General features: G+C 63.2%; 20 protein-coding genes. 3 read left to right on the top strand and 17 right to left on the bottom strand.

Annotated features, from left to right (window positions below; all coding sequences use genetic code 11):
- The first annotated feature begins 121 nt into the window (after positions 1–121).
- The 3 genes from pth (at position 122) to PH256_RS10405 (ending at position 3,248) form a co-directional block, all read left to right on the top strand.
- Positions 122–712, top strand: a complete 591-nt coding sequence (gene pth / locus PH256_RS10415) for an aminoacyl-tRNA hydrolase (protein WP_087184501.1) — start codon at positions 122–124, stop codon at positions 710–712.
- Between the two features lie 64 nt (positions 713–776).
- Complete coding sequence (locus PH256_RS10410; protein ID WP_270914098.1) at positions 777–1,778, top strand: WG repeat-containing protein; 1,002 nt, start codon at positions 777–779, stop codon at positions 1,776–1,778.
- A 90-nt stretch (positions 1,779–1,868) separates the two neighbouring features.
- The gene (locus tag PH256_RS10405) at positions 1,869–3,248 is read left to right on the top strand and encodes a D-alanyl-D-alanine carboxypeptidase family protein (RefSeq protein ID WP_270914097.1); all 1,380 of its coding nucleotides are present in this window, start codon (positions 1,869–1,871) and stop codon (positions 3,246–3,248) included.
- 70 nt (positions 3,249–3,318) lie between these two features.
- On the opposite strand, the gene PH256_RS10400 is transcribed toward PH256_RS10405, so the two are convergent.
- From PH256_RS10400 to PH256_RS10320, 17 genes are all read right to left on the bottom strand, one after another.
- Positions 3,319–4,062 carry a nitroreductase family protein gene (locus PH256_RS10400; RefSeq protein WP_270914096.1) on the bottom strand — a complete coding sequence of 248 codons (744 nt, stop codon included), beginning with the start codon at positions 4,060–4,062 and terminating at the stop codon, positions 3,319–3,321.
- A 106-nt stretch (positions 4,063–4,168) separates the two neighbouring features.
- Positions 4,169–5,443: an ABC transporter permease gene (locus tag PH256_RS10395; protein ID WP_270914094.1), complete on the bottom strand. Its 1,275-nt coding sequence runs from the start codon at positions 5,441–5,443 to the stop codon at positions 4,169–4,171.
- Positions 5,440–6,153: an ABC transporter ATP-binding protein gene (locus PH256_RS10390; RefSeq protein ID WP_270914093.1), complete on the bottom strand. Its 714-nt coding sequence runs from the start codon at positions 6,151–6,153 to the stop codon at positions 5,440–5,442. Before PH256_RS10390 ends, PH256_RS10395 begins: the two co-directional genes overlap by 4 nt.
- Positions 6,150–7,136: an efflux RND transporter periplasmic adaptor subunit gene (locus PH256_RS10385; RefSeq protein ID WP_270914142.1), complete on the bottom strand. Its 987-nt coding sequence runs from the start codon at positions 7,134–7,136 to the stop codon at positions 6,150–6,152. The genes PH256_RS10390 and PH256_RS10385 overlap by 4 nt, the downstream gene beginning before the upstream one ends.
- A 36-nt stretch (positions 7,137–7,172) precedes the next feature.
- Complete coding sequence (locus PH256_RS10380) at positions 7,173–7,316, bottom strand: hypothetical protein (RefSeq protein ID WP_270914092.1); 144 nt, start codon at positions 7,314–7,316, stop codon at positions 7,173–7,175.
- 249 nt (positions 7,317–7,565) lie between these two features.
- Positions 7,566–8,564: a helix-turn-helix transcriptional regulator gene (locus PH256_RS10375; protein ID WP_270914091.1), complete on the bottom strand. Its 999-nt coding sequence runs from the start codon at positions 8,562–8,564 to the stop codon at positions 7,566–7,568.
- 3 nt (positions 8,565–8,567) lie between these two features.
- A complete protein-coding gene (locus tag PH256_RS10370) occupies positions 8,568–9,434 on the bottom strand; it encodes a prephenate dehydrogenase (protein WP_270914090.1) in 867 nt (288 codons plus the stop codon).
- Positions 9,427–10,701, bottom strand: a complete 1,275-nt coding sequence (gene aroA, locus PH256_RS10365; protein WP_270914088.1) for a 3-phosphoshikimate 1-carboxyvinyltransferase — start codon at positions 10,699–10,701, stop codon at positions 9,427–9,429. Before aroA ends, PH256_RS10370 begins: the two co-directional genes overlap by 8 nt.
- Before the next feature lie 24 nt (positions 10,702–10,725).
- The gene (aroF, locus tag PH256_RS10360) at positions 10,726–11,757 is read right to left on the bottom strand and encodes a 3-deoxy-7-phosphoheptulonate synthase (protein ID WP_087181292.1); all 1,032 of its coding nucleotides are present in this window, start codon (positions 11,755–11,757) and stop codon (positions 10,726–10,728) included.
- A gap of 46 nt (positions 11,758–11,803) precedes the next feature.
- Entirely contained in the window at positions 11,804–12,247 is a 444-nt protein-coding gene (gene aroQ, locus PH256_RS10355; RefSeq protein ID WP_087184492.1) for a type II 3-dehydroquinate dehydratase, read from the bottom strand.
- On the bottom strand, positions 12,213–13,481 hold the full coding sequence (locus PH256_RS10350; protein ID WP_270914086.1) for a shikimate kinase: 1,269 nt from the start codon (positions 13,479–13,481) through the stop codon (positions 12,213–12,215). Before PH256_RS10350 ends, aroQ begins: the two co-directional genes overlap by 35 nt.
- Entirely contained in the window at positions 13,466–14,599 is a 1,134-nt protein-coding gene (gene aroC / locus PH256_RS10345; protein ID WP_270914085.1) for a chorismate synthase, read from the bottom strand. The genes PH256_RS10350 and aroC overlap by 16 nt, the downstream gene beginning before the upstream one ends.
- A gap of 4 nt (positions 14,600–14,603) precedes the next feature.
- On the bottom strand, positions 14,604–15,626 hold the full coding sequence (locus PH256_RS10340) for a 3-dehydroquinate synthase (RefSeq protein ID WP_270914083.1): 1,023 nt from the start codon (positions 15,624–15,626) through the stop codon (positions 14,604–14,606).
- A gap of 29 nt (positions 15,627–15,655) precedes the next feature.
- Positions 15,656–16,720, bottom strand: coding sequence for a prephenate dehydratase domain-containing protein (locus PH256_RS10335; protein ID WP_270914081.1), 1,065 nt, complete (start codon positions 16,718–16,720; stop codon positions 15,656–15,658).
- 109 nt (positions 16,721–16,829) lie between these two features.
- Positions 16,830–17,003 (bottom strand): hypothetical protein, encoded by a 174-nt coding sequence (locus tag PH256_RS10330; RefSeq protein ID WP_270914079.1) that lies wholly within the window; start codon positions 17,001–17,003, stop codon positions 16,830–16,832.
- Positions 17,000–17,770 (bottom strand): hypothetical protein, encoded by a 771-nt coding sequence (locus PH256_RS10325; protein WP_270914078.1) that lies wholly within the window; start codon positions 17,768–17,770, stop codon positions 17,000–17,002. The genes PH256_RS10330 and PH256_RS10325 overlap by 4 nt, the downstream gene beginning before the upstream one ends.
- 4 nt (positions 17,771–17,774) lie before the next feature.
- Positions 17,775–18,509 carry a lysophospholipid acyltransferase family protein gene (locus PH256_RS10320; protein WP_270914077.1) on the bottom strand — a complete coding sequence of 245 codons (735 nt, stop codon included), beginning with the start codon at positions 18,507–18,509 and terminating at the stop codon, positions 17,775–17,777.
- Positions 18,510–18,639 lie beyond the last annotated feature (130 nt).

Raw genomic sequence — 18,639 nt, 5'->3', positions numbered from 1 at the left:
CTGCACTTGAAAATTTTAAAAAAATTGGTATGCTTATAATTGGTGTAATTTTTAGATTTTCCGGCCTCTTCTCTTTATTTAGAACGCGTTTTATTTAAGGCCGGACCTGTGAGGTCAAAGAATGTTTTTCAAAAAGCAGACCGCCGGGGCCGACTGGCTGGTGGCGGGCCTGGGCAATCCGGGCAAAAAATACGAAGGTACCCGTCACAATGTGGGCTTTGACGCCATTGACCATCTGGCCAAAGAGTGGGGTGTGAGCGTTACCAAGGCCAAGTTTGAGGGCCTGTACGGGCAGGCAGCACTGAACGAAGGCAAAGTGCTGCTGCTCAAGCCCCAGACCTTTATGAACCTCTCCGGCCACAGTGTGCAGGCCGCGGCAGAGTTTTTCAAAATTCCGCCGGAGCATGTGATCATCCTGTGTGACGATGTAACCCAGAAGCCGGGCAAGATCCGCATCCGTCCCAGCGGTTCAGCGGGCGGCCACAACGGCCTGAAGGACATCATTGCCTGCCTGGGCACCGACGGCTTTGCCCGGGTGCGGCTGGGCGTGGGCGAAAAGCCCAATCCGGAGTACGACCTGGCCAACTGGGTGCTGGGCAAGCTGGGCGGCGAGGACCGCAAGGCCTTCGAGAGCCGGTTAAACGACGTGGAAGCCGCAGTGCGGCTGATTCTGGCGGGCAAGCTGAGCGAGGCGCAGAATCGATTCAATTGAGCCAGCGGGCCCGGATTTCCGGGCCCGTTTTGTTTTTCTTACGGAATACAAAGGAGGAAGCGGCATGAAAGCGATTTGCAGAATGGCCGCGGCCGGGCTGCTGCTGGCCCTGCTGGCCGGATGCAGCACCGGGCAGAGCAGCTACGAATGGGTGGTGGAGCCCCAGCTGCAGGCGGACAAGATCGAGCCCCTGGCGGTGAGCGGGGGAGGAATTCTGGAGGGCCGCCTGCCGGAGGATGAAGCGCTTCGTGCCCTCTGTACCGCCCAGCAGGGTGAGCTGTGGGGTCTTGTGGACGGGCGCAGCGGCGAGTGGGTGGTGGAACCGCAGTTTTCTCAGCCGCCCGCTCTGTGCCCGGACGGACATCTGCTGGCCACCGGTCCGGACGGCGCGCTGCTCTCTGACCCGGAGCTGGACCGGCAGCTGGCAGTCTATGACCCTGACCTCCAGACCGAGCCGGGCCATGGAGGCCTGGGCGTGGAGTATGTGTGGGATGAGGAGTCCGGCCAGGTGCGCCGCCACAGCTGGAACGAAAGCGGGGCACAAAGCCCCGTGCTGGAGTCGGACGAAACCGGCGAGCTTCTCCCGGTGCGGCAAGGTATTTGGGAATACAACCAACTGGAGGGCGCACAGGTGATGAAGGCCGAGCCAAAAAGCCTTTATGCCGTCGCCACGGCTGACGGTACGCTGCTCACGGATTTTGTTTATGAACAGGCCCGCCCCGGCAGCGGTGGTCTGATCGCGGTGGAGAAAAAAGGCAAATGGGGTTATCTGAACCGTCAGGGTGAGCTGGTGATTCCCTGCAAATACGACGGTGTCTGGGGGCAGACCACCGACCGGGATGCGCAGGGCAACGACAGCGCGGTCTGGCAGCGAATCTGGCCCGCCCCCTGCCTGGAGGCAGGCGTGGTAGTGCGCAAGGGCGGAGAATACGCCCTGCTGAGCAGCGAGGGCAAAAAGCTCATCGGCTTCGGAAGCTATCAGGCGCTGGCCCCGGCCCCGGACGGTCTGGTCTGGGCCAAACAGAACGGCCTTTGGGGGCTGCTGCGGCCGGTTTCCGCTTCCTGACCCGATCTTTTTCAAAAACATTTGCGTGCGCAGGCCTAAAGCCGGTATAATAATCGCTGGTAAGAATTCCACAGTAAGGGAGGAAGATGGTTGAAAACCAGACTTTTGTGCGCGGTGATGCTGCTGGCGCTGGCCATCGGACTGGCCATGCCTGCCGCCGCCCAGTGGGAACCGCCCCAGGGCGCAGCGGACATGGCTCAGGCTGTGTATCTCTATCAGCTGGACACCGAGACCCTGGTCTATGCAAAAAACGAAGAGGAGCAGCGGGCTCCCGCCAGCCTGACCAAGCTGATGACCGCGCTGCTTCTGGTGGAGAGCGGTCAGCCTCTGGACACGGCCTTCACCATTCCCGCCGGGCTGCAGCCGGAGTTCAATGAAATACGGGCCAACTACGGCACCACAGCAGGCCTGCTCTGCGGTGAAACGGTAACGCTGGAGGACCTGCTCTACGGCTGTCTTCTGCCCAGCGGCAACGATGCGGCCAGCGCCATCGCCTGGTATCTGGGCGGCGGGGATGAGGCCGCGTTTCTGGAACAGATGAATCAAAGGGCTGCCGAGCTGGGCTGCACCAGCACCCATTTCAGCTGCCCCCACGGTCTGGACGGCATCGCTCAGGGCAACTACAGCACCGCGCAGGATATGTTTCGAATCGCCCGCGCCTGCATGGAGAACGAGACATTGATGGAGATCATGTGCTCCACCGATTACTGGATGCCCCTGACCGAGCTGCACACCCAGGCGGACGCCGGTGCGCCGGAGGGAAAAAGCTACCAGATTCACAGCACCGTGGTGATGCAAAATCCGGACTCCCCTTTGTACCGAAACTACATCCGGGGCATGAAGACCGGCTTTACCGACGAGGCGGGCCGATGCTATGTATCCGCCGCGCAGCAGGGCGGGGCCAGCTGGCTGCTGGTGGTGATGGGCGCGCAGGACGGCCTGGCGGAGGACGGCGTAAACTACGCCTTCCACACCGCGGCCAATCTGTATGACTGGGCACTGGAGTCCCTTGCTCCCACCGCTGCAGTGAACACCGAGACCCCGGAAGCCCAGCTTCCGCTGCGCTGGTGCGCGGAAAGCGACACCGTGGGCCTGTATGCCAAAGACCCGCTGGTGGTACTGGCTGGAACCGGTGCCAACGCGCCGGAGATTCAGATCGAGACCGTTGTCGATTCCCTGGATGCTCCGGTACAGGCCGGGCAGGTACTTGGTCGGCTGACCGTACAGGTGAACGGTGAGACCGTCGGCTCCACCGAGCTGGTCGCTCTGCAGGATTACGAGCGCAGCTTCCGGCTGTATGCAGTAGACCTGCTTCGCCCCTGGCTGCCGCTGCTGGCCGCGCTGGTGTGCGTTCTGCTGATCGTGCTGGTATTCCTGGTTCGTCTGTTTGCCCGCCGGGCAGCAGTGCGCCGCAGGCGCAGAGCGATTCGGGTGGCGCCGCCCCGAAATAAGCCTCCGCAAAACAAATAATCCTTTTCTTTATAAAAGCAAACAAAAATGCCCGGATTCGATTAGTTATCGAATCCGGGCATTTTGCCGTTTATTTCAAAAAGTCCTTCAGGTATTCCGCGGCGCTGCGGCTCATCTCCCGGGAGAAATCGCTGCCATATTTGCGCTGCTCAAAGGCCTTGACCCACTGATCAAAATCAAAGGTCTCATTGCCGCCCCGGGCGGCCCGGTCCTCCAGCGCCTGCCGGTGCTGCTCGCCGGTGAAGGTCGGGTACTGGTTTTCCGCCACAATGTAATTGCGGGCGAAGCGGGCAGGCTTTTTGCGCTGCTGCTGTTGGCGGGTGGGCCAGCCGATCACCAGCATGGCCGCCGGGACCACCTGAGCGGGCAGAGCAAGCTCCTGACGCACCTGCTCGCAGTTTTCCAGAATGTCGCCGATGTAGCAGCTGCCCAGTCCCAGGCTTTGGGCGGCCACCACCACGTTCTGAGCGGCAATGCAGGCATCCGCCACCGCCAGGAAAAGATCGCCCGCGCCGGCAGGCCGGGGCTCACAGCCCGCCTCCTGATACACCTGGGGCCAGCGGGCACAGTCCGCCAGGAAAACCAGCACCACCGGGGCGGTGGCGATGAAGGGCTGATGGTCGCACAGGTCGGCCAGCCGGGCCTTGCGCTCCGGGTCCGTGATATCCAGAATGGTATACAGCTGCTGGCAGCCTGCGGTGGGGGCCTGGAACGCTGCCTCCAGCAGCTGCTCCTTCATTGCCGGGGTAACGGGCTGATCCAGAAAGACACGCACGCTCTTGCGGTCCTGAATGCCTTGTTGGGTGGGATTCATGGGGATGCCTCCTTTTGCAGCGGGCCGGTACGGCCCTGCTTTTTTCTGATTATAGCACGTTTGCATACAAAAAACACCCGGATGCCGTCCGGGTGTTTTGGTCTGTTTATTCGTAGCGCAGAGCCTCGATGGGGTCCAGCTTGGCGGCCTTGTTGGCCGGATAATAGCCGAAGAACACACCAATGGCCATGGAGAAGCCCACTGCCACCAGCACGGTGCCCAGGTCCACCCGGGCGGGTGCTCCGATGAGGGAAGCCCCCAGACTGCCCAGACCGAAGCCCACCAGAATGCCCAATGCACCGCCCACCAGGCAGATGACCACCGACTCCACAATAAACTGGGTGCGGATGGCCCCGTTGGTGGCGCCCAGCGCCTTGCGCACGCCGATTTCCCGGGTGCGCTCGGTGATGCTCACCAGCATGATGTTCATCACGCCAATACCGCCCACCAGCAGGCTGATGCCCGCAATCACCCCAATGGCCAGAGAGATGGTATCCAGTACACTGGTGATGGAGCTCATCTCGTTCTGCAGGTTGTACACGGTGACCAGAAACTGCTCGTTGTTTTTGTAATAGCTCTCTTCGAAGAACTGCTCACTGCGCCGCTGAAAGGCGTCCGCATCCACTCCGGCGGCGGGCACCACCTCGCACCAGAAATAACTGCCCTCGGCGATGCCGTTCATCTCGTGCAGAGTGGTAAGGGGCAGATACAGGTCGGTGGTGGTGTTTTTGTTCACGGTAGCGCTGCCGCCCAGCAGTGGGCTCATGGTCTGGTAGGCGTACACGCCCACGATGGCAAACTCATGCACCGCGCCGCCGGATTCCGTTACCTCGATGGTCTGCCCCAGGGCCGCCTGATCGTCGCCCCCGAACAGGTTATCCACCAGCACGTCGCTCACCAGTGCCACCTGGCGCACGCCCTCCTGATCCTTTTCATTCAGGGCCCGGCCCGCCACCAGCTCGTACTTGTCCGCATCGAAATAGCCCTGGTTCACGCCGGTAATGCTCACCTTTGCGGTGTTCGCGCCCTGCTGAATCTTGCCCGCGCCGCCACTCTCGGTAAGCACCACCGCCTTGATCTGCTGGGCAAACCGTTCCTCGTAGGCCTGCAGCATCTCGTCGTTGAGCAGGTCGCTTTCCTGATAGCTGTAGCTGTTCGGGTAGTCGCCGTTTTCGTCCGGCCGGGGGTCCACACTCAGCTGCAGATTATTGCCGCCCATGGCCACCAGGCTTTCGCTCACCGTACTGGTGAGCGAGTTGCCCACGGTGACGATGGCGATCACCGAGCCGATGCCGATGATAATGCCCAACATAGTGAGCAGCGCCCGCATCTTGTTGCTGCGCAGCCCGCCCAGGGCCAGCTTGATGTTTTCCCAGATCACTGTGCCACGCCCCCCTTCACTTCGCCGGTGATGCGTCCGTCCCGGATGGTGATAATCCGCTCACACTCGGCGGCCAGCTCCCGGGAATGGGTGATGAGCAGGACGGTCTTGCCCTGCTCCTTGTGCAGCTTGTGGAACAGGTCCATCACCACCCGGCCGGTGGCGGAGTCCAGCGCGCCGGTGGGCTCGTCCGCCAGCAGCACCGCCGGGTCGTTTGCCATTGCCCGGGCAATGGCCACCCGCTGCTTCTGACCGCCGGAAAGCTCGTTGGGCTGGTGATTCATCCGCTTTTCCATGCCCACCAGCTCCAGCAGTTCCTTGGCCCGGGCGGTGCGCTTTGCCGCGCCGATGCCATTGTACAGCATGGGCAGCTCCACATTTTTCAACGCACTGGTACGGCCGATCAGGTTGAAGGTCTGGAACACAAAGCCGATCTTGCGGCAGCGCAGGGCGGAAAGCTCGCTGTCCTTCGCGGCGGTCATGTCGATGCCGTCCAGCCAGTAGCTGCCCTGGGTGGGCTTATCCAGCGCACCCACGATGTTCATCAAGGTGGACTTGCCGCTGCCGGACTCGCCCACAATGGCCACGAACTCGCCCTCGTACACATCCAGATCAATGCCGTGCAGGATTTCCAGCTCATTGGGCTGGCCGATGTAAAAGGTCTTTACAATATCCCTCAGCTGGATGATGGGCTTCTTCTCCCCGCTCATGCCATCGCCTCCGGATCGGCCAGGCTGCGCAGCTCCATGCCCTCGGTCAGGCCCTCGCCGCTCACCTCAACGGACAGCTCGGTCTCCATGCCGGTGGTCACCGGGATCGGCGTGAAGGTCACGTTGCCTTCCGCATCGGTATCCTTGCGGTAGACCACCGCCTCGCCGTTTTCATCGGTACCCACCGCATCCAGCGGTACGCTGAACACGCCCTTCTTTTCCTCCAGCAGCACCTTGGCCTTGGCGGTCATGCCCAGACGCAGCGCCTCGGTGGCGTCGTCCACCGAAACCTTCACCGCATAGCTGGCCTCGCCGTTCTCGTTCACGGTGGCCTTGGGGGCAATCCAGGTGATGGAGCCGTGGAACACGTCCTTCGCGCCGGAGGTGAGGGTCACGCTCTGACCCACCGCCAGCTGGTTGATGTCGTATTCCCGCACGCTGAGCAGCGCCTCCAGAGCGCTCTGGTTCTCGATGGTGGCAATGGCGCCCGCTGCGCCGCCCACCACGGCCTTCACCTGGGTGACGGTGCCGGAGCAGGGTGCGGTAATGGTGCACTGCGCCTTGGCGCTCTGCAGGGTCTTCAGCTGCTGAGCCGCCGCGCTGGGGGCATCTGCCGCTGCCACCGCATTCACCAGTACGTCCTGGGCATCCTCAATGGCCAGGCTGTCCTGCCGGAGCTTGGCGTCCTTTTCGGTCTGCTCCCAATCGGCGGTAACGCCCTCGTCGATGGCCTTCTGGTTGCGGGCATCCTCCAGACGGCGCTGGGCCTGGGAGATGCTCAGCTCGTTCTGCTGCTTCTCCGCGGCCACCGCCTCCTGCTGAACCTGGATCTGAGCGTCCAGGTCGGTGGTGTCCAGCGTGGCAATCACATCGCCCTCGGCCACCACGTCGCCCTCGCTCACCAGCACCTCGGCCACCGGGTAGGTCTGGGCCGCAGCCACCTCGGTCACCTGGGCGGACTGGATGCTTCCGCTCACGCTCAGAGTCCGGCTCAGATCACCCTTTTCCAGCGTGAATGTTTATACCTGCTGTTCCGCCGCTTTTTGCGCGGCCACTGCCGCCTGATTCATCCGCGTCCAGCCGAACGCGCCCACTGCAGCCAGAATCGCCAGCGCGATCAGCGCCTTTTTATGCCGGCCAAAAAACGATATGATCCTGCTCATCCCTCATCGACTCCTCTTCATTTCATGGTTGGAACGGTCTGTGCAAGACCGTCGATTTTCAAAACGCCGGGCAGGCAAACACCGCCCTTTTCCTTTTTCGTCGCCAGCGGGCAAACCGTTCAAAATTTGTTGCCGGGCGTTTTCTTTACAAACGTAAAGACGAGTTGTGACCGGGATATTCTTCATTCAAAGGGAATTTTTTACACAAAAAACAGGGCCCGGTTTTCCGAGTCCTGCTGACAGCGTGGGCTATACGTTTTCTTTTGGTTGATAGGCTTTGGAAATGGTCTCCAGCGTCTGGCGCAGCTGCTCCCGGGCCGCCGCGGGGGAGACCAGCTCCACCCGGCCGCCGAAGCCGCACAGCCAGCCGAAGAAGGGCGGGCTGACCACCACGTCCGCATACAGGGTAAACCAGCCGTCCGGCTGGGGCAGGATGGTCACGCCGGTGCCAAACCGGTCCAGCATGGGGCCGATGACGCTGTTTTCGCACCGCAGCTCCACCCGGCTGACCGGACCGCCGAACATGCCGAACATGGGCTTTGCGTAGTCGCGCATCTTCTGAGGGTCGAACTCCTCCCGGCCCAGGCGGGGCTGGTCCAGAAGGGCGATGGAGGTCATCTTGTCCACCCGGTAGTGACGCATGCCCTTGCCCTCTTCGAAGGCCACCAGGTAGTAGTTCTCCTCCTCCCAGAGCAGCGCCCAGGGGCTCACCTGGTAGGCGCCGCCGCCCCGGCGGGCCACCTTCTTTTTGTCCAGATTCCACTCTTGGTACACAAAGCGGACCTGCCGGTCCGAGGCGATGGCCCGGTGCAGCGCATCCACGTTGTAATAGATGCTCTCATTCATGCTCTTCACCCGGCTGGAGGCGAACACCTGCCGCTGCAGCTCATTTGCCTCCCACTGGCTGGCAAACTGGCTCAGTGCGCGGATCAGCTGGTCGCTCTTTTTGCGGGTGATGAAGCGGGAGGCCTGTACCGAGTCGGCCAGCAGCTTGAGCTCGGGCAGCTGGAAGGGCCGGCTGGCCAGATAATAGCCGCCACCCCGGCCCCGGTGCTGCACGATGTCGTAGCCCAGCGCCCGCAGGGTGGCGATGTCGTCGTACACGCTTTTGCGCTCAGCGGCCACCCCCTCGGCGGCCAGCAGCTCCAGAATGCGGGGCACATTGATCAAATGTTCTTCATCGGTGTGGCGGGCAAGAATGCGCAGCAGCCATATCAGCTTGCCCTTCTGACCTTCGCTGCGGGGCATGGCTCACTCCTCCTTTTCCTTCTTGTCAAAGGCGGCCCGCGCCCGGGTGGACTGGCGGAACATCTCCTCCAGCGCAGCCCGGTCGCCCTGCTGCAGATAGCCCTTTAACGCCTGCAGCCGGGCGGTAAAGCCGTCGATCTCGTCGATCAGGTTTTCCCGGTTCCACAAAAACAGCTCGGCCCACATGGTCTCGTTGATGCGGGCGATGCGGGTCAGATCCCGGAAGGAATCGCCGGTGTACTCGGCGAACCGCTCGGCCCCCGGCGCACACATCAGGCTCACTGCAATGGCATGGGTGAGCTGGCTCACGTAGCCGATCATCCGGTCGTGCTCGGCGCAGCTGAGCACCCGAATGTGGGCAAAGCCCAGGGCCCGGCCCAGCTGGCGGGCAAACTCCACCCCCTCAGGGGTGTTGCGCTCAGTGGGGGTAATCAGGAAATTGGCGGGGGAGAAATCCACCAGATGGGCGTTCTCCACGCCGCTGACCTCCTTGCCCGCCATAGGGTGGCTGGCGATGAACTCCACCCCTTCGGGCAGAGCCGCCTGCACCGTTTCCACGAGACCCGCCTTCACGCCGGACACGTCGGTGCAGATGCAGCCCGGGCGCAGCAGCGCACCGTACCGGGCCACCCAGCCTTCCAGCGCGGTGGGGTAGAGGGCGAAGACCACCCGGTCCGCCATTCGCACCAGTTCTTCAAAATTTTCGGTTGCGCCATCCGCAATGTAGCCCTTATCCCGGGCAAACCGGATGGCTTCGGGGTTCGTGTCGATGGCGTATACCTCCCCGAACCCCGCGCGGGTCAAGCCCCGAGCATAGCTACCGCCCAGCAGGCCCAGGCCCACAATGAGAAAACGGTCGTTCTTATTCATCCCGCACCTCGATCTGCGCACCCGCGCGCTCCAATACCCGGAAAAAGTCCGGCCAGCTCTTGGCCACCGCGCCCGCGTCCCGGATGGTCACCGGCACCCCGGTGCAGAGGCCCGCCATGGCAAGGCTCATCACCACCCGGTGGTCGTTGTGGCTGTCCAGCTCCGCCGGGGCGTGCAGCGCCGCCGGGCGGATGGTCACGGTATCCTGGGTGCTCTCAATATCCGCGCCGAATTTGCGCAACTCCTCTTCCATGGCGGCAATGCGGTCGCTTTCCTTGATGCGCAGCCGCCCGGCATTGATGATCCTGGTCTCGCCTTCGCAGAAGAGGGCCATCGTCATCAGGATGGGGCCCAGGTCCGGGCAGTCGGCCAGATCAATGACCGTGCCGGAAAGGGGAGCCTTTTCAAAGGTCACGCTGCTGCCATCCCGTACAAAACGGGCGCCGCAGCGCTCCAGAATGGGCAGAATGGCCCCGTCACCCTGCAAAGAGTCCGGGCGCAGGTCCTCGATGGTGATGCCGCCCAGCACCGCGCCCAGCACGGCGAAGAAAGCTGCCTGGCTGTAGTCGCCCTCCACCCGGTAGTCCCGGCCGCGGCCGCACTGGCCGCCGGGGATCAGCAGCTTCATGCGGCTCTCGTCCGCCCAGTCCACCTGCACGCCGAAGTCCCGCAGGGCGGCCAGCGTCAGCTCCACATAGCTGCGGCTTTCAAAGGGCGGGGTGATGGTGAGGGTGCTATCCCCCTGCAGCAGGGGCAGGGCAAACAGCAGCCCGCTGATGAACTGGCTGGACACATCTCCCGGAATGGTGTAGTCGCCAGAGGCGAGGGGCCCGCGGATGGCAAGCCCCCCTTCGCTCTGGTCAAATTCCAGGCCCTGGGCCCGGAACAGCTTCTCGTATACACCCATGGGCCGCTGCAGCAGCCGTCCCCGGCCGGAAAATTCCACCCGCCGGCCGCACAGGCTGAACACCGGAATCAGAAAGCGCAGGGTGCTGCCGCTCTCGCAGCAGTCCACCGGGCCGTCCGGGCAGGCCACGCTGCCGCTGCCGGTGATCTGCGCCCAGCCTTCGCCCCGCTCCACCTGCGCGCCCAGCCGGGCGGCGGCGGTGAGGGTGGCGTCCACGTCCTGGCTGAATTCCAGGTTCTCCACCCGGGAGGTTCCCCGGGCCAGCGCGGCGCAGAGTACCGCCCGGTGGGCCATGCTCTTGGAGGGCGGCGCGGTGATCCGGCCGCCGATGGCGGCCGGGGCTTGGATATGGGCGATCATGGGAGTTCCTCCTTTTGGGTCTGCTCAGTCAAGGGGCTGACGCACGCCCCGGCCCAGCACCTGGGCAATCTGACGGCACTGGTCGATGGTCTCGCGGAACTTGTCCGGCTTGAGGGTCTGGGCGCCGTCACTCCAGGCATGCTCGGGGTCGGTGTGTACCTCGATGATCAGGCCGTCGGCACCAGCGGCCACGGCGGCCCGGCTCATGCTCTCCACCAGACGCCAGTCGCCGGTAGCGTGGCTGGGGTCGATGATGATGGGCAGATGGGTCTTCTGCTTGATGATGGGCACCACAGAAAGATCCAGGGTGTTGCGGGTGTACTTCTCGAAGGTGCGGATGCCGCGCTCGCAGAAGATTACGTTCTCGTTGCCGCCGGCCATGATGTACTCGGCGCTCATGATCCACTCCTCGATGGTGTTGGCAAGGCCGCGCTTGAGCAGCACCGGCTTTTTCATCTTGCCCACTGCCTTCAGCAGCTGGAAGTTCTGCATGTTGCGGGCACCGATCTGCACCACGTCCACGTATTCCTCGAACTCGTCGATCTTATCCTCGCTCATCAGCTCGCTCACGATGGGCAGGCCGGTGGCCTCGCGGGCCTTCACCATGGCCAGAATGCCCTCGGTGCCCAGGCCCTGGAAGGCGTAGGGGGAGGTGCGGGGCTTGTAGGCGCCGCCGCGCAGCATGCAGCCGCCCGCCGCCTTTACAGCCTGGGCAATCTTCATGGTGGACTCGTCGCCCTCCACGCTGCAGGGGCCGCCGATGATGACCAGCGGCTCGTTGCCGCCGATCTTGATGCCGTTCACGTCCACGATGGTGTCGGCCTCGTGGAACAGGCGGTTGGCCTTTTTGTAAGGGGCGGACACACGGGTCACGCTGTCCACCCAGGGGTTGGCGGCAACGACCTTCTCGTTGATCTTGGTGGTGTCGCCCACCAGGCCGAACACGTTGTAGTCGGTACCGCGGATCAGAGTGACCTCCAGACCCTGGCTCTCGAATTCGGAAATAATCTTCTGCAGCTCCTCCTGAGGAGTGCCGCGTTTGGTGGAGATAATCATACGCTGTTTCTTTTCCTTTCCCTATGTTTTATTTTCCTGTGGCTGGTTATTGCTTGTTTTTCTGAACGGTCTCTAGGAGAAAATCCACCGCGTTCAGGTAGCCCTGCAGGCCCTGGCCGATGAAATGCCCCTGGCAGGCCATGCCCGCGTAGCTGATCTGGCGGAAGGGCTCCCGCTTGGTCACGTCGGTGATGTGCACCTCCGCCGCAGGCAGCGCCACCGCCTTCAGCGCGTCCAGAATGGCCACGCTGGTGTGGGTGTAGGCTCCCGGGTTGATGACGATGCCGTCGCAGTCGAAGCGTGCTTCCTGGATGGCGTCCACCAGGTCTCCCTCGTGGTTGGACTGGTAAAAGCGCACCTCCACGCCCAGCTCGTCGCATTTTTTCTGAATCAGCTCCAGCAGGCCCTGGTAGTCCACCGTGCCGTACAGGCCCGGTTCCCGCACGCCCAGCAGGTTAAGATTCGGCCCGTTCAATACCAAAAGCTTCATACAACGCCTCCTGCGCGGCCTTCGTTGCCCTGCTGAAGGGCTCGCCGCTGTTTTTCACGCAAAGGTCCGCTGCCGCCTCATAAAGGGGCCGGCGCTCGGCCTCCATCTGTTTCAGTCCCTCCATACTGGTGGAGAGGGGGCGGTTTCCGCCCACCTTCAGCAGCTCCACCGGCCGGTCGATGAACACGATCACACCGTTCTGGTGCAGCGCCCGCACGTTTTCCGGCCGCTTGACCACGCCGCCGCCGCAGCTGATGATCTGGCCGCTGCCCATGCCGAAGCGGGCCGCGGTCTCGGTCTCCAGCGCGCGGAAGCCCTCCTCGCCCCGCTCCTCGAAGATCTGGGGGATGGTTTTGCCCGCCGCCTTTTCGATCTCGGCGTCCAGGTCCACAAAGGGCCGGTTCAGAGCCTTGGCCAGCTGGCGGCCGATGGTGGTCTTGCCGCAGCTGGGCATGCCCACCAGACAGATGTTCAGCCTCTGGGCCCGGATGCGGCGCACGATGGGCTGAATCTTGGACGAGGAGATGCGCCGCCCGGTGAACTGCCGGGCCGCGTACAGCGCCTGGGCCACCAGCATCTCCAGGCCGCTGGCGCAGGGGATGCCTGCCTCCTCGGCCCGCAGAATCAGCTCGGTTTTAAAGGGGTTATAGACCACGTCCAGCACCGCCTCCAGCCGGGGCAGGCCCGCAGGCTGGATGTGGCACTCGCCCGCATTCGGGTACATGCCCGCCGGGCTGGTGTTGATCAGAATCTGCACCTGGCTCTGGGCCTGGGCCTGCTCATAGGTGAGCGCGCCGTCCCTGCCGGTACGGCTGGCAAACAGAATCTCCGCCGCACCCTGGTCCCTGGCCACCGCATGCACGGTGCGGCTGGTGCCGCCGGTGCCCAGAATCAGCACGCTTTTGCCCTTAAAATCCACCCCGTGCTGGTTGGCCAGATACAAAAAGCCGTCGTAGTCGGTGTTGTAGCCGTGGAGGATGCCGTCCCGGTTCACCACCGTATTCACCGCGCCGATGGCCTTGGCCCGGGGCTCCAGCCATGCGCAGTAGGGGATGACCAGCTGCTTATAAGGGATGGTCACATTGATGGCCTTGAAGGCCTTTTTCTGCAAAAAGTCCCGGGCCTGCTGCTCGGTGGGCAGGCTGCACAGCTCATAGCGATAACCGCACAGCGCCTCGTGGATGGCCTTGGAGTAGCTGTGGCCCAGCTTTGCGCCGATCAGTCCGTATTCCATGGTGCTTCCTCCTCTGCCTGCCACAGCGGACCCCAGCGCTGGGTGAGCAGGTCCGCCAGCCCGAAGGCCACCGCCGCCGTCTGCACAATGGCAGCCCGGTGGGCGATGCAGGGGTCGTGGCGGCCCTGAATCTGCAGCTCGGCAGGCTGCAGGGTGCTCATGTCCACCGTCTGCTGGGGCTTGTAGATGCTGGGGGTTGGTTTGACGGCGGTGCGCACCACCAGGGGCATGCCGTTGGTGATGCCGCCGTTGATGCCGCCGTTGTTGTTGGTCGTGGTAATAACCCGGCCGTCCTTTACGGTCATCGGGTCGTTGGCCTGGCTGCCCCGCAGCCCGGCCATGGCAAAGCCTGCGCCGAACTCCACGCCCTTCACCGCGGGAATGCTGAACAGCAGGTGAGCCAGCTGGCTTTCCACACTGTCGAAGAAGGGTTCACCCGCGCCCGCGGGCAGGCCGGTGACCGCCGTTTCCAGCACACCGCCCACGCTGTCGCCCTCGGAGGCAGCAGCCCGCATGGCCTGCTGCATGGCTTCGCCCGCGGCCTCGCTCAGCACCGGCAAACCGGTGCAGGCGTCCAGAGCCTTCAGCTGGGCGTTCAGCTTCTCTTCCTCCAGAGCAAAGGCCTCATCCTCCACGCCCGCGATGCGCGCCGCGTGGGTGGCCACCCGGATGCCCTTGGCCAGCAGCATGCTCTGGCACAGTGCACCCGCTGCGCACAGTGCTGCGGTGATGCGGCCGGAAAAATGCCCGCCGCCCCGGAAGTCCTCAAAGCCGCCGTATTTCACATGGGCGGTGTAGTCCGCATGGCCCGGGCGGCACAGGCCCAGGGTCTTGGCGTAATCACCCGAGCGGGTGTTGGTGTTCTCGATCACCATGGTGATGGCGGTGCCGGTGGTGCGGCCGTTGTACACACCGCTTAAAAATCGCACCTTGTCCGCCTCGATGCGGCTGGTGGACAGGCCGCCCTTTTTCGCCCGCCGTTTTTCCATCTGGGCGGCGATGAATTCCTCATCCACCGGTATGCCCGCGGCCAGGCCGTCCAGCACCGCGCCGATGGCCGCGCCGTGGCTCTCGCCGAAGATGGTCAGCGCCAGTGCGCTGCCGTATGTGTTTTTCACCCAATCACTTCCCCATCAGGATCGCGTTCAGCCCGTCCGCGTCCAGCTTGTCCAGCCGCCAGCAGCCCAGGCCGGGCACCTTCACCACCGTGATGCGCCCGTCGCGGAATTTTTTGTCGTGGAGCATGTAGGCCCACACCTTTTCCTTGTTGTAAGCAACCCGGGCGGGCAGGCCCAGCTTGCGGTAAACCGCCCGCACCCGCTTGGCCAGCTGGCGGTCCTCAATCATGGGCAGCAGGCCCAGCGCCACACACTCGCCATGGTACAGGCCATTGGTCCGGCGGCCGGTGATGCCCTTCACTGCCTCGATGCCGTGGCCCAGGGTGTGGCCCAGGTTCAGGATGGCCCGCATGCCCTTTTCGGTCTCGTCCTTTTCCACCACCTGCTTTTTGATGAGCAGACTGCGATAGATGATGGTCTCGATCTCCGCGTCCACATCCAGCTTTTCAAACATCTCAAACAGCTCGGCGTCGCTGGTCAGGCTCATCTTCACCGCCTCGGCCAGGCCGTTGACGAAGTGGCGGCGGGGCAGGGTGGACAGGGTATCCGGGTCCACCACCACCAGACGGGGCTGCCAGAAGGCGCCCACAATGTTTTTCGCTGCGCCCAGGTCCACGGCCACCTTGCCGCCGATGGAGGAGTCGATCTGGGAGAGGGTGGTGGTGGGGCAGTTGATGAAGTCCACGCCGCGCATATAGGTGGCGGCCACAAAGCCCGCCAGATCACCCACAACGCCGCCGCCCACGGCCACCACCAGGTCGCCCCGGTCAAAGCCCAGTTCCAACATCCGGCACAGCAGTTTTTCATATACTTTCAGGCACTTGCTGCCCTCGCCCTGGGGCACGGTTTCAATGTGGCCCTCCCGGCACTGGGCGCGTACAATTTCGGCGTATTCGGCGGGCACGCCGCTGTCGGTCACGATGAGCACCCTCCGGTTCAGATTGGCCAGAAGGCCCAGGTTGTGCAGCGCGCCGCGCTTCAGGATGATGTCGTAGCTGCGCTCGCCCAGCCGCATGGTCAGTTTCATTCCGTTGGTACTCCTTGTCTGCTCGTTGCTCATTTTGTGTAGACCCCCAATACCCGCAGTGTGTTGCAAATCTGCCCCAGCGCCTCCAGCAGGGTCTTGCTCGCCTGCTCGCCGGGCTGGCCTTCCAGTTCCACGTAAAAATAGTATTCAAAGGGTACGCCGGGCATTGGCCGGCTTTTGATGCATTCCATATTGAACCCGGCCGCGCCGATGGCCTGGATCACCCGGGCCAGCTGCCCGGCCTTATGATCCACCGTGAACAGCAGGCTGAACCGGTCGCCGCCGGTGGGTTTTTCCCGGGTAATGACGATGAACCGGGTGGTATTGTCGCCGTCCGAGTTGATGCCCGCCGCCAGCACCTGCAGACCGTAAAGCTCGGCAGTCTCGGCGCTGGCGATGGCCGCCAGAGTCAGATCGCCGCTCTCGGCCACCTGCTTGGCCGCCACCGCGGTGTTTAGGCACTCGGAGGAGGCAAGCCCTAGGCTGTTCAAAAAACGGGCGCTCTGGGCAATGGCCTGGGGATGGCTGACCACCCGGCGGATGTCCGCCAGCTTCGCCCCGGGCAGTGCCAGCAGGTTCTGGCGCACCGGCAGGTCGTAGACCTTGCACACGTGCAGCTCCGGGTAGGCAAAGCAGAGGTCCAGCACGGCGGACACATCTCCCGCGTTGCTGTTTTCAAAGGGCAGCACACCATAGGCCGCCTCACCGCTTTGCACAGCGTCAAACACCGCCGCCCAGGTGGGGTAGCTTTTTGCCCCCGCCTGAGGGAACAGCTTCCGCAGCGCGATGTGGGAGAACGCACCCTCCACGCCCTGGTAGGCCACCAGGCTGCGGCCCAGCACCTCCATCTGATATTGCGCGGCCAGCTGATACCCGGTCTGCCAGAAGGCCCGGTAATACTTCTCCAGCGCCGGGTCCTCGCTGGCCGCCTCGGTGATCAATTCCGGGTCCGGTGTGCCGCTGGCAAAGACCGGCTGTGCCTCGCCCTGCTCCCGGGCTTTGAGGGCCGCCAGCTCCATCCGGCGGCAGAACAGCCGGGCCAGCTGACGATCCAGCTCCTCAACAGATTGTGTGACGCTCTGTTCCGGTTCCATGCAACGCCCTCCTGTCACATTAATGTGATAAAGTATACCATAGACCGGGCCCCGGCACAACCGCCCCGGGCACTTTTTTCGGTCGGGTTCGGCTTTTTTCGCTGCCGTTTCAGCGCTTGGGCGGTTCCTTCTGCCGCTCCCGGGCCTGGCGGGCCAGCTCTTCAAAGCTGCGCTCGCTGGTGTAAAACCGCCGGTAGGGGTTTTCCAGCGGAGGCCGGGGCGGGGGAGCGGCCTTTTTGCTGCCCGGCAGCCAGCCGGTCAGCCGGGCCCACAGCCCCTTCATCGGGCAGTGGCTCCGGCGGTGAGGGTATCAAACAGGGCATCGGAGGCATCCAGTTTGCCTTCCTCATCCCCGACATTGCTCCGGTGGCCCACCACAAAGCGGCTCATGTATTCCTGGCCGGTCACGACCTCGCCTGCCATGGTGGTGTATTCCCCCAGATCCAGCGACGCCAGCACCGGGCAATCGCTCCAGTTGTACCACTCCACGCCGTCCAGCGGATTTGTCTCATCGGGCATGCTGCCGTCCTCCCGGGCCAGCACGCCGTAGGAATTCTGGAAGGCCTCCGGCTCATCCAGCAGGAAGATGTAGGCATCGCCGGAGGAAAGATCCGCGGTGAGCACCGTGGACTGGGCCATCTGCATGTAACCGTTGGTCATCTCGGTCATGGCCTCGCCCACATCCTGGGCGGCGCTGTCGCTGGTATCCGGCTGCTCCAGGCTCACCTGATAGGCACGGATCTGAGCCAGCACCTGGCCGTCGCCGTTGGAATCCGCCATCACGCCGCCCAGCGCCTGCTCCAGCGCCGTCTGCAGCTCAGAGGGCAGCGGCTGCGCGCTGACCAGTGCGATCTGCTCGTCCGGGTGCACGGTGGTGACAGCCTTCCAGATATAGTGGCCCGCAATCGCCACCAGCACAACGATTACCGCCACAATCTTCCAGTTGTAGTGCCACCAGTTGGCCATCTTCTGCTTTTTGGTATATTCAATGGGTTCGTCCGGCTTCAGATCTTCCGGATCGATGTTCAGAGTATAACGTGCGCTTGCCATGGCCTTACGTCTCCTTTTTTTCGTTCAGGGCCGCACCGATCAGGGCGGCGGTCTGCTGGGGCAGCTCCTTCAGCTGCTCCCGGCTCATTGCTCCGGTCTCGATGGGGGGCAGAATCTGGATGGTCACATGAGCGGGCTTCATCCAGCCGCCGTTGTTTTCCATGATATCCCGGCTGTTGTGAATAGCCAGGGGCACCAGCGGGGCGCCGGTCTTGGTGGCAATGCGGAAGGCGCCGCCCTTGAATTCCAGCAGGCTGCCCTCCTCGCCCTTGTTGCGGGTTCCCTCCGGGAAGATGATCACGGAGTAGCCCTTCTTCACATTGGCGATGGCCTCATTCAGCGCTTCCATGGCCTTGCGGGGGTCCTCCCGGTCCAGGAAGACGCAGTGCAGAAGGCGCATCCAGCCCCGCACCAGAGGAATCTTGCCCACTTCCTTTTTCGAAACCAGCGCATGGGGTTTATCCAGCTGAGTGAGTACCAGGGGAATGTCGTAGTAGCTGCGGTGGTTGCCCACGAACACACAGGGCCGGTCCTCAGGAATGTTCTCCTTACCGGTCACGGTCACGGTGACTCCGGCCAGCCGCAGCAGCTTGCCTGCCCAGTCGGGCACCCAGCGGTCGGCCAGTGCGTCGGCGGTGGCCCAGTCGCCCGCCTCCAGGGCCTTCAGACCCCGGCGCAGAAGGGGCAGTTTGAAGAGCAGATACAACCAGAAATAAATAAACCAGACAATGGTGCGCATAACAGTTCTCCTTGCAGTTTCAGGCAGCCCGCCGGGCTGCGTCGTTATCGCTTATTGTACCATAATTGGCCCAAAAGAAAAAGCGCGCCGCCCCATTCTTTGCCCAAACCTAACAAAAACGCCCTCCCTT

The sequence above is a fragment of the Allofournierella sp. CML151 genome (assembly GCF_027853465.1).
Classification (GTDB): Bacteria; Bacillota; Clostridia; order Oscillospirales; family Ruminococcaceae; genus Allofournierella.
This window is presented reverse-complemented; position numbering and strand designations above follow the sequence as displayed.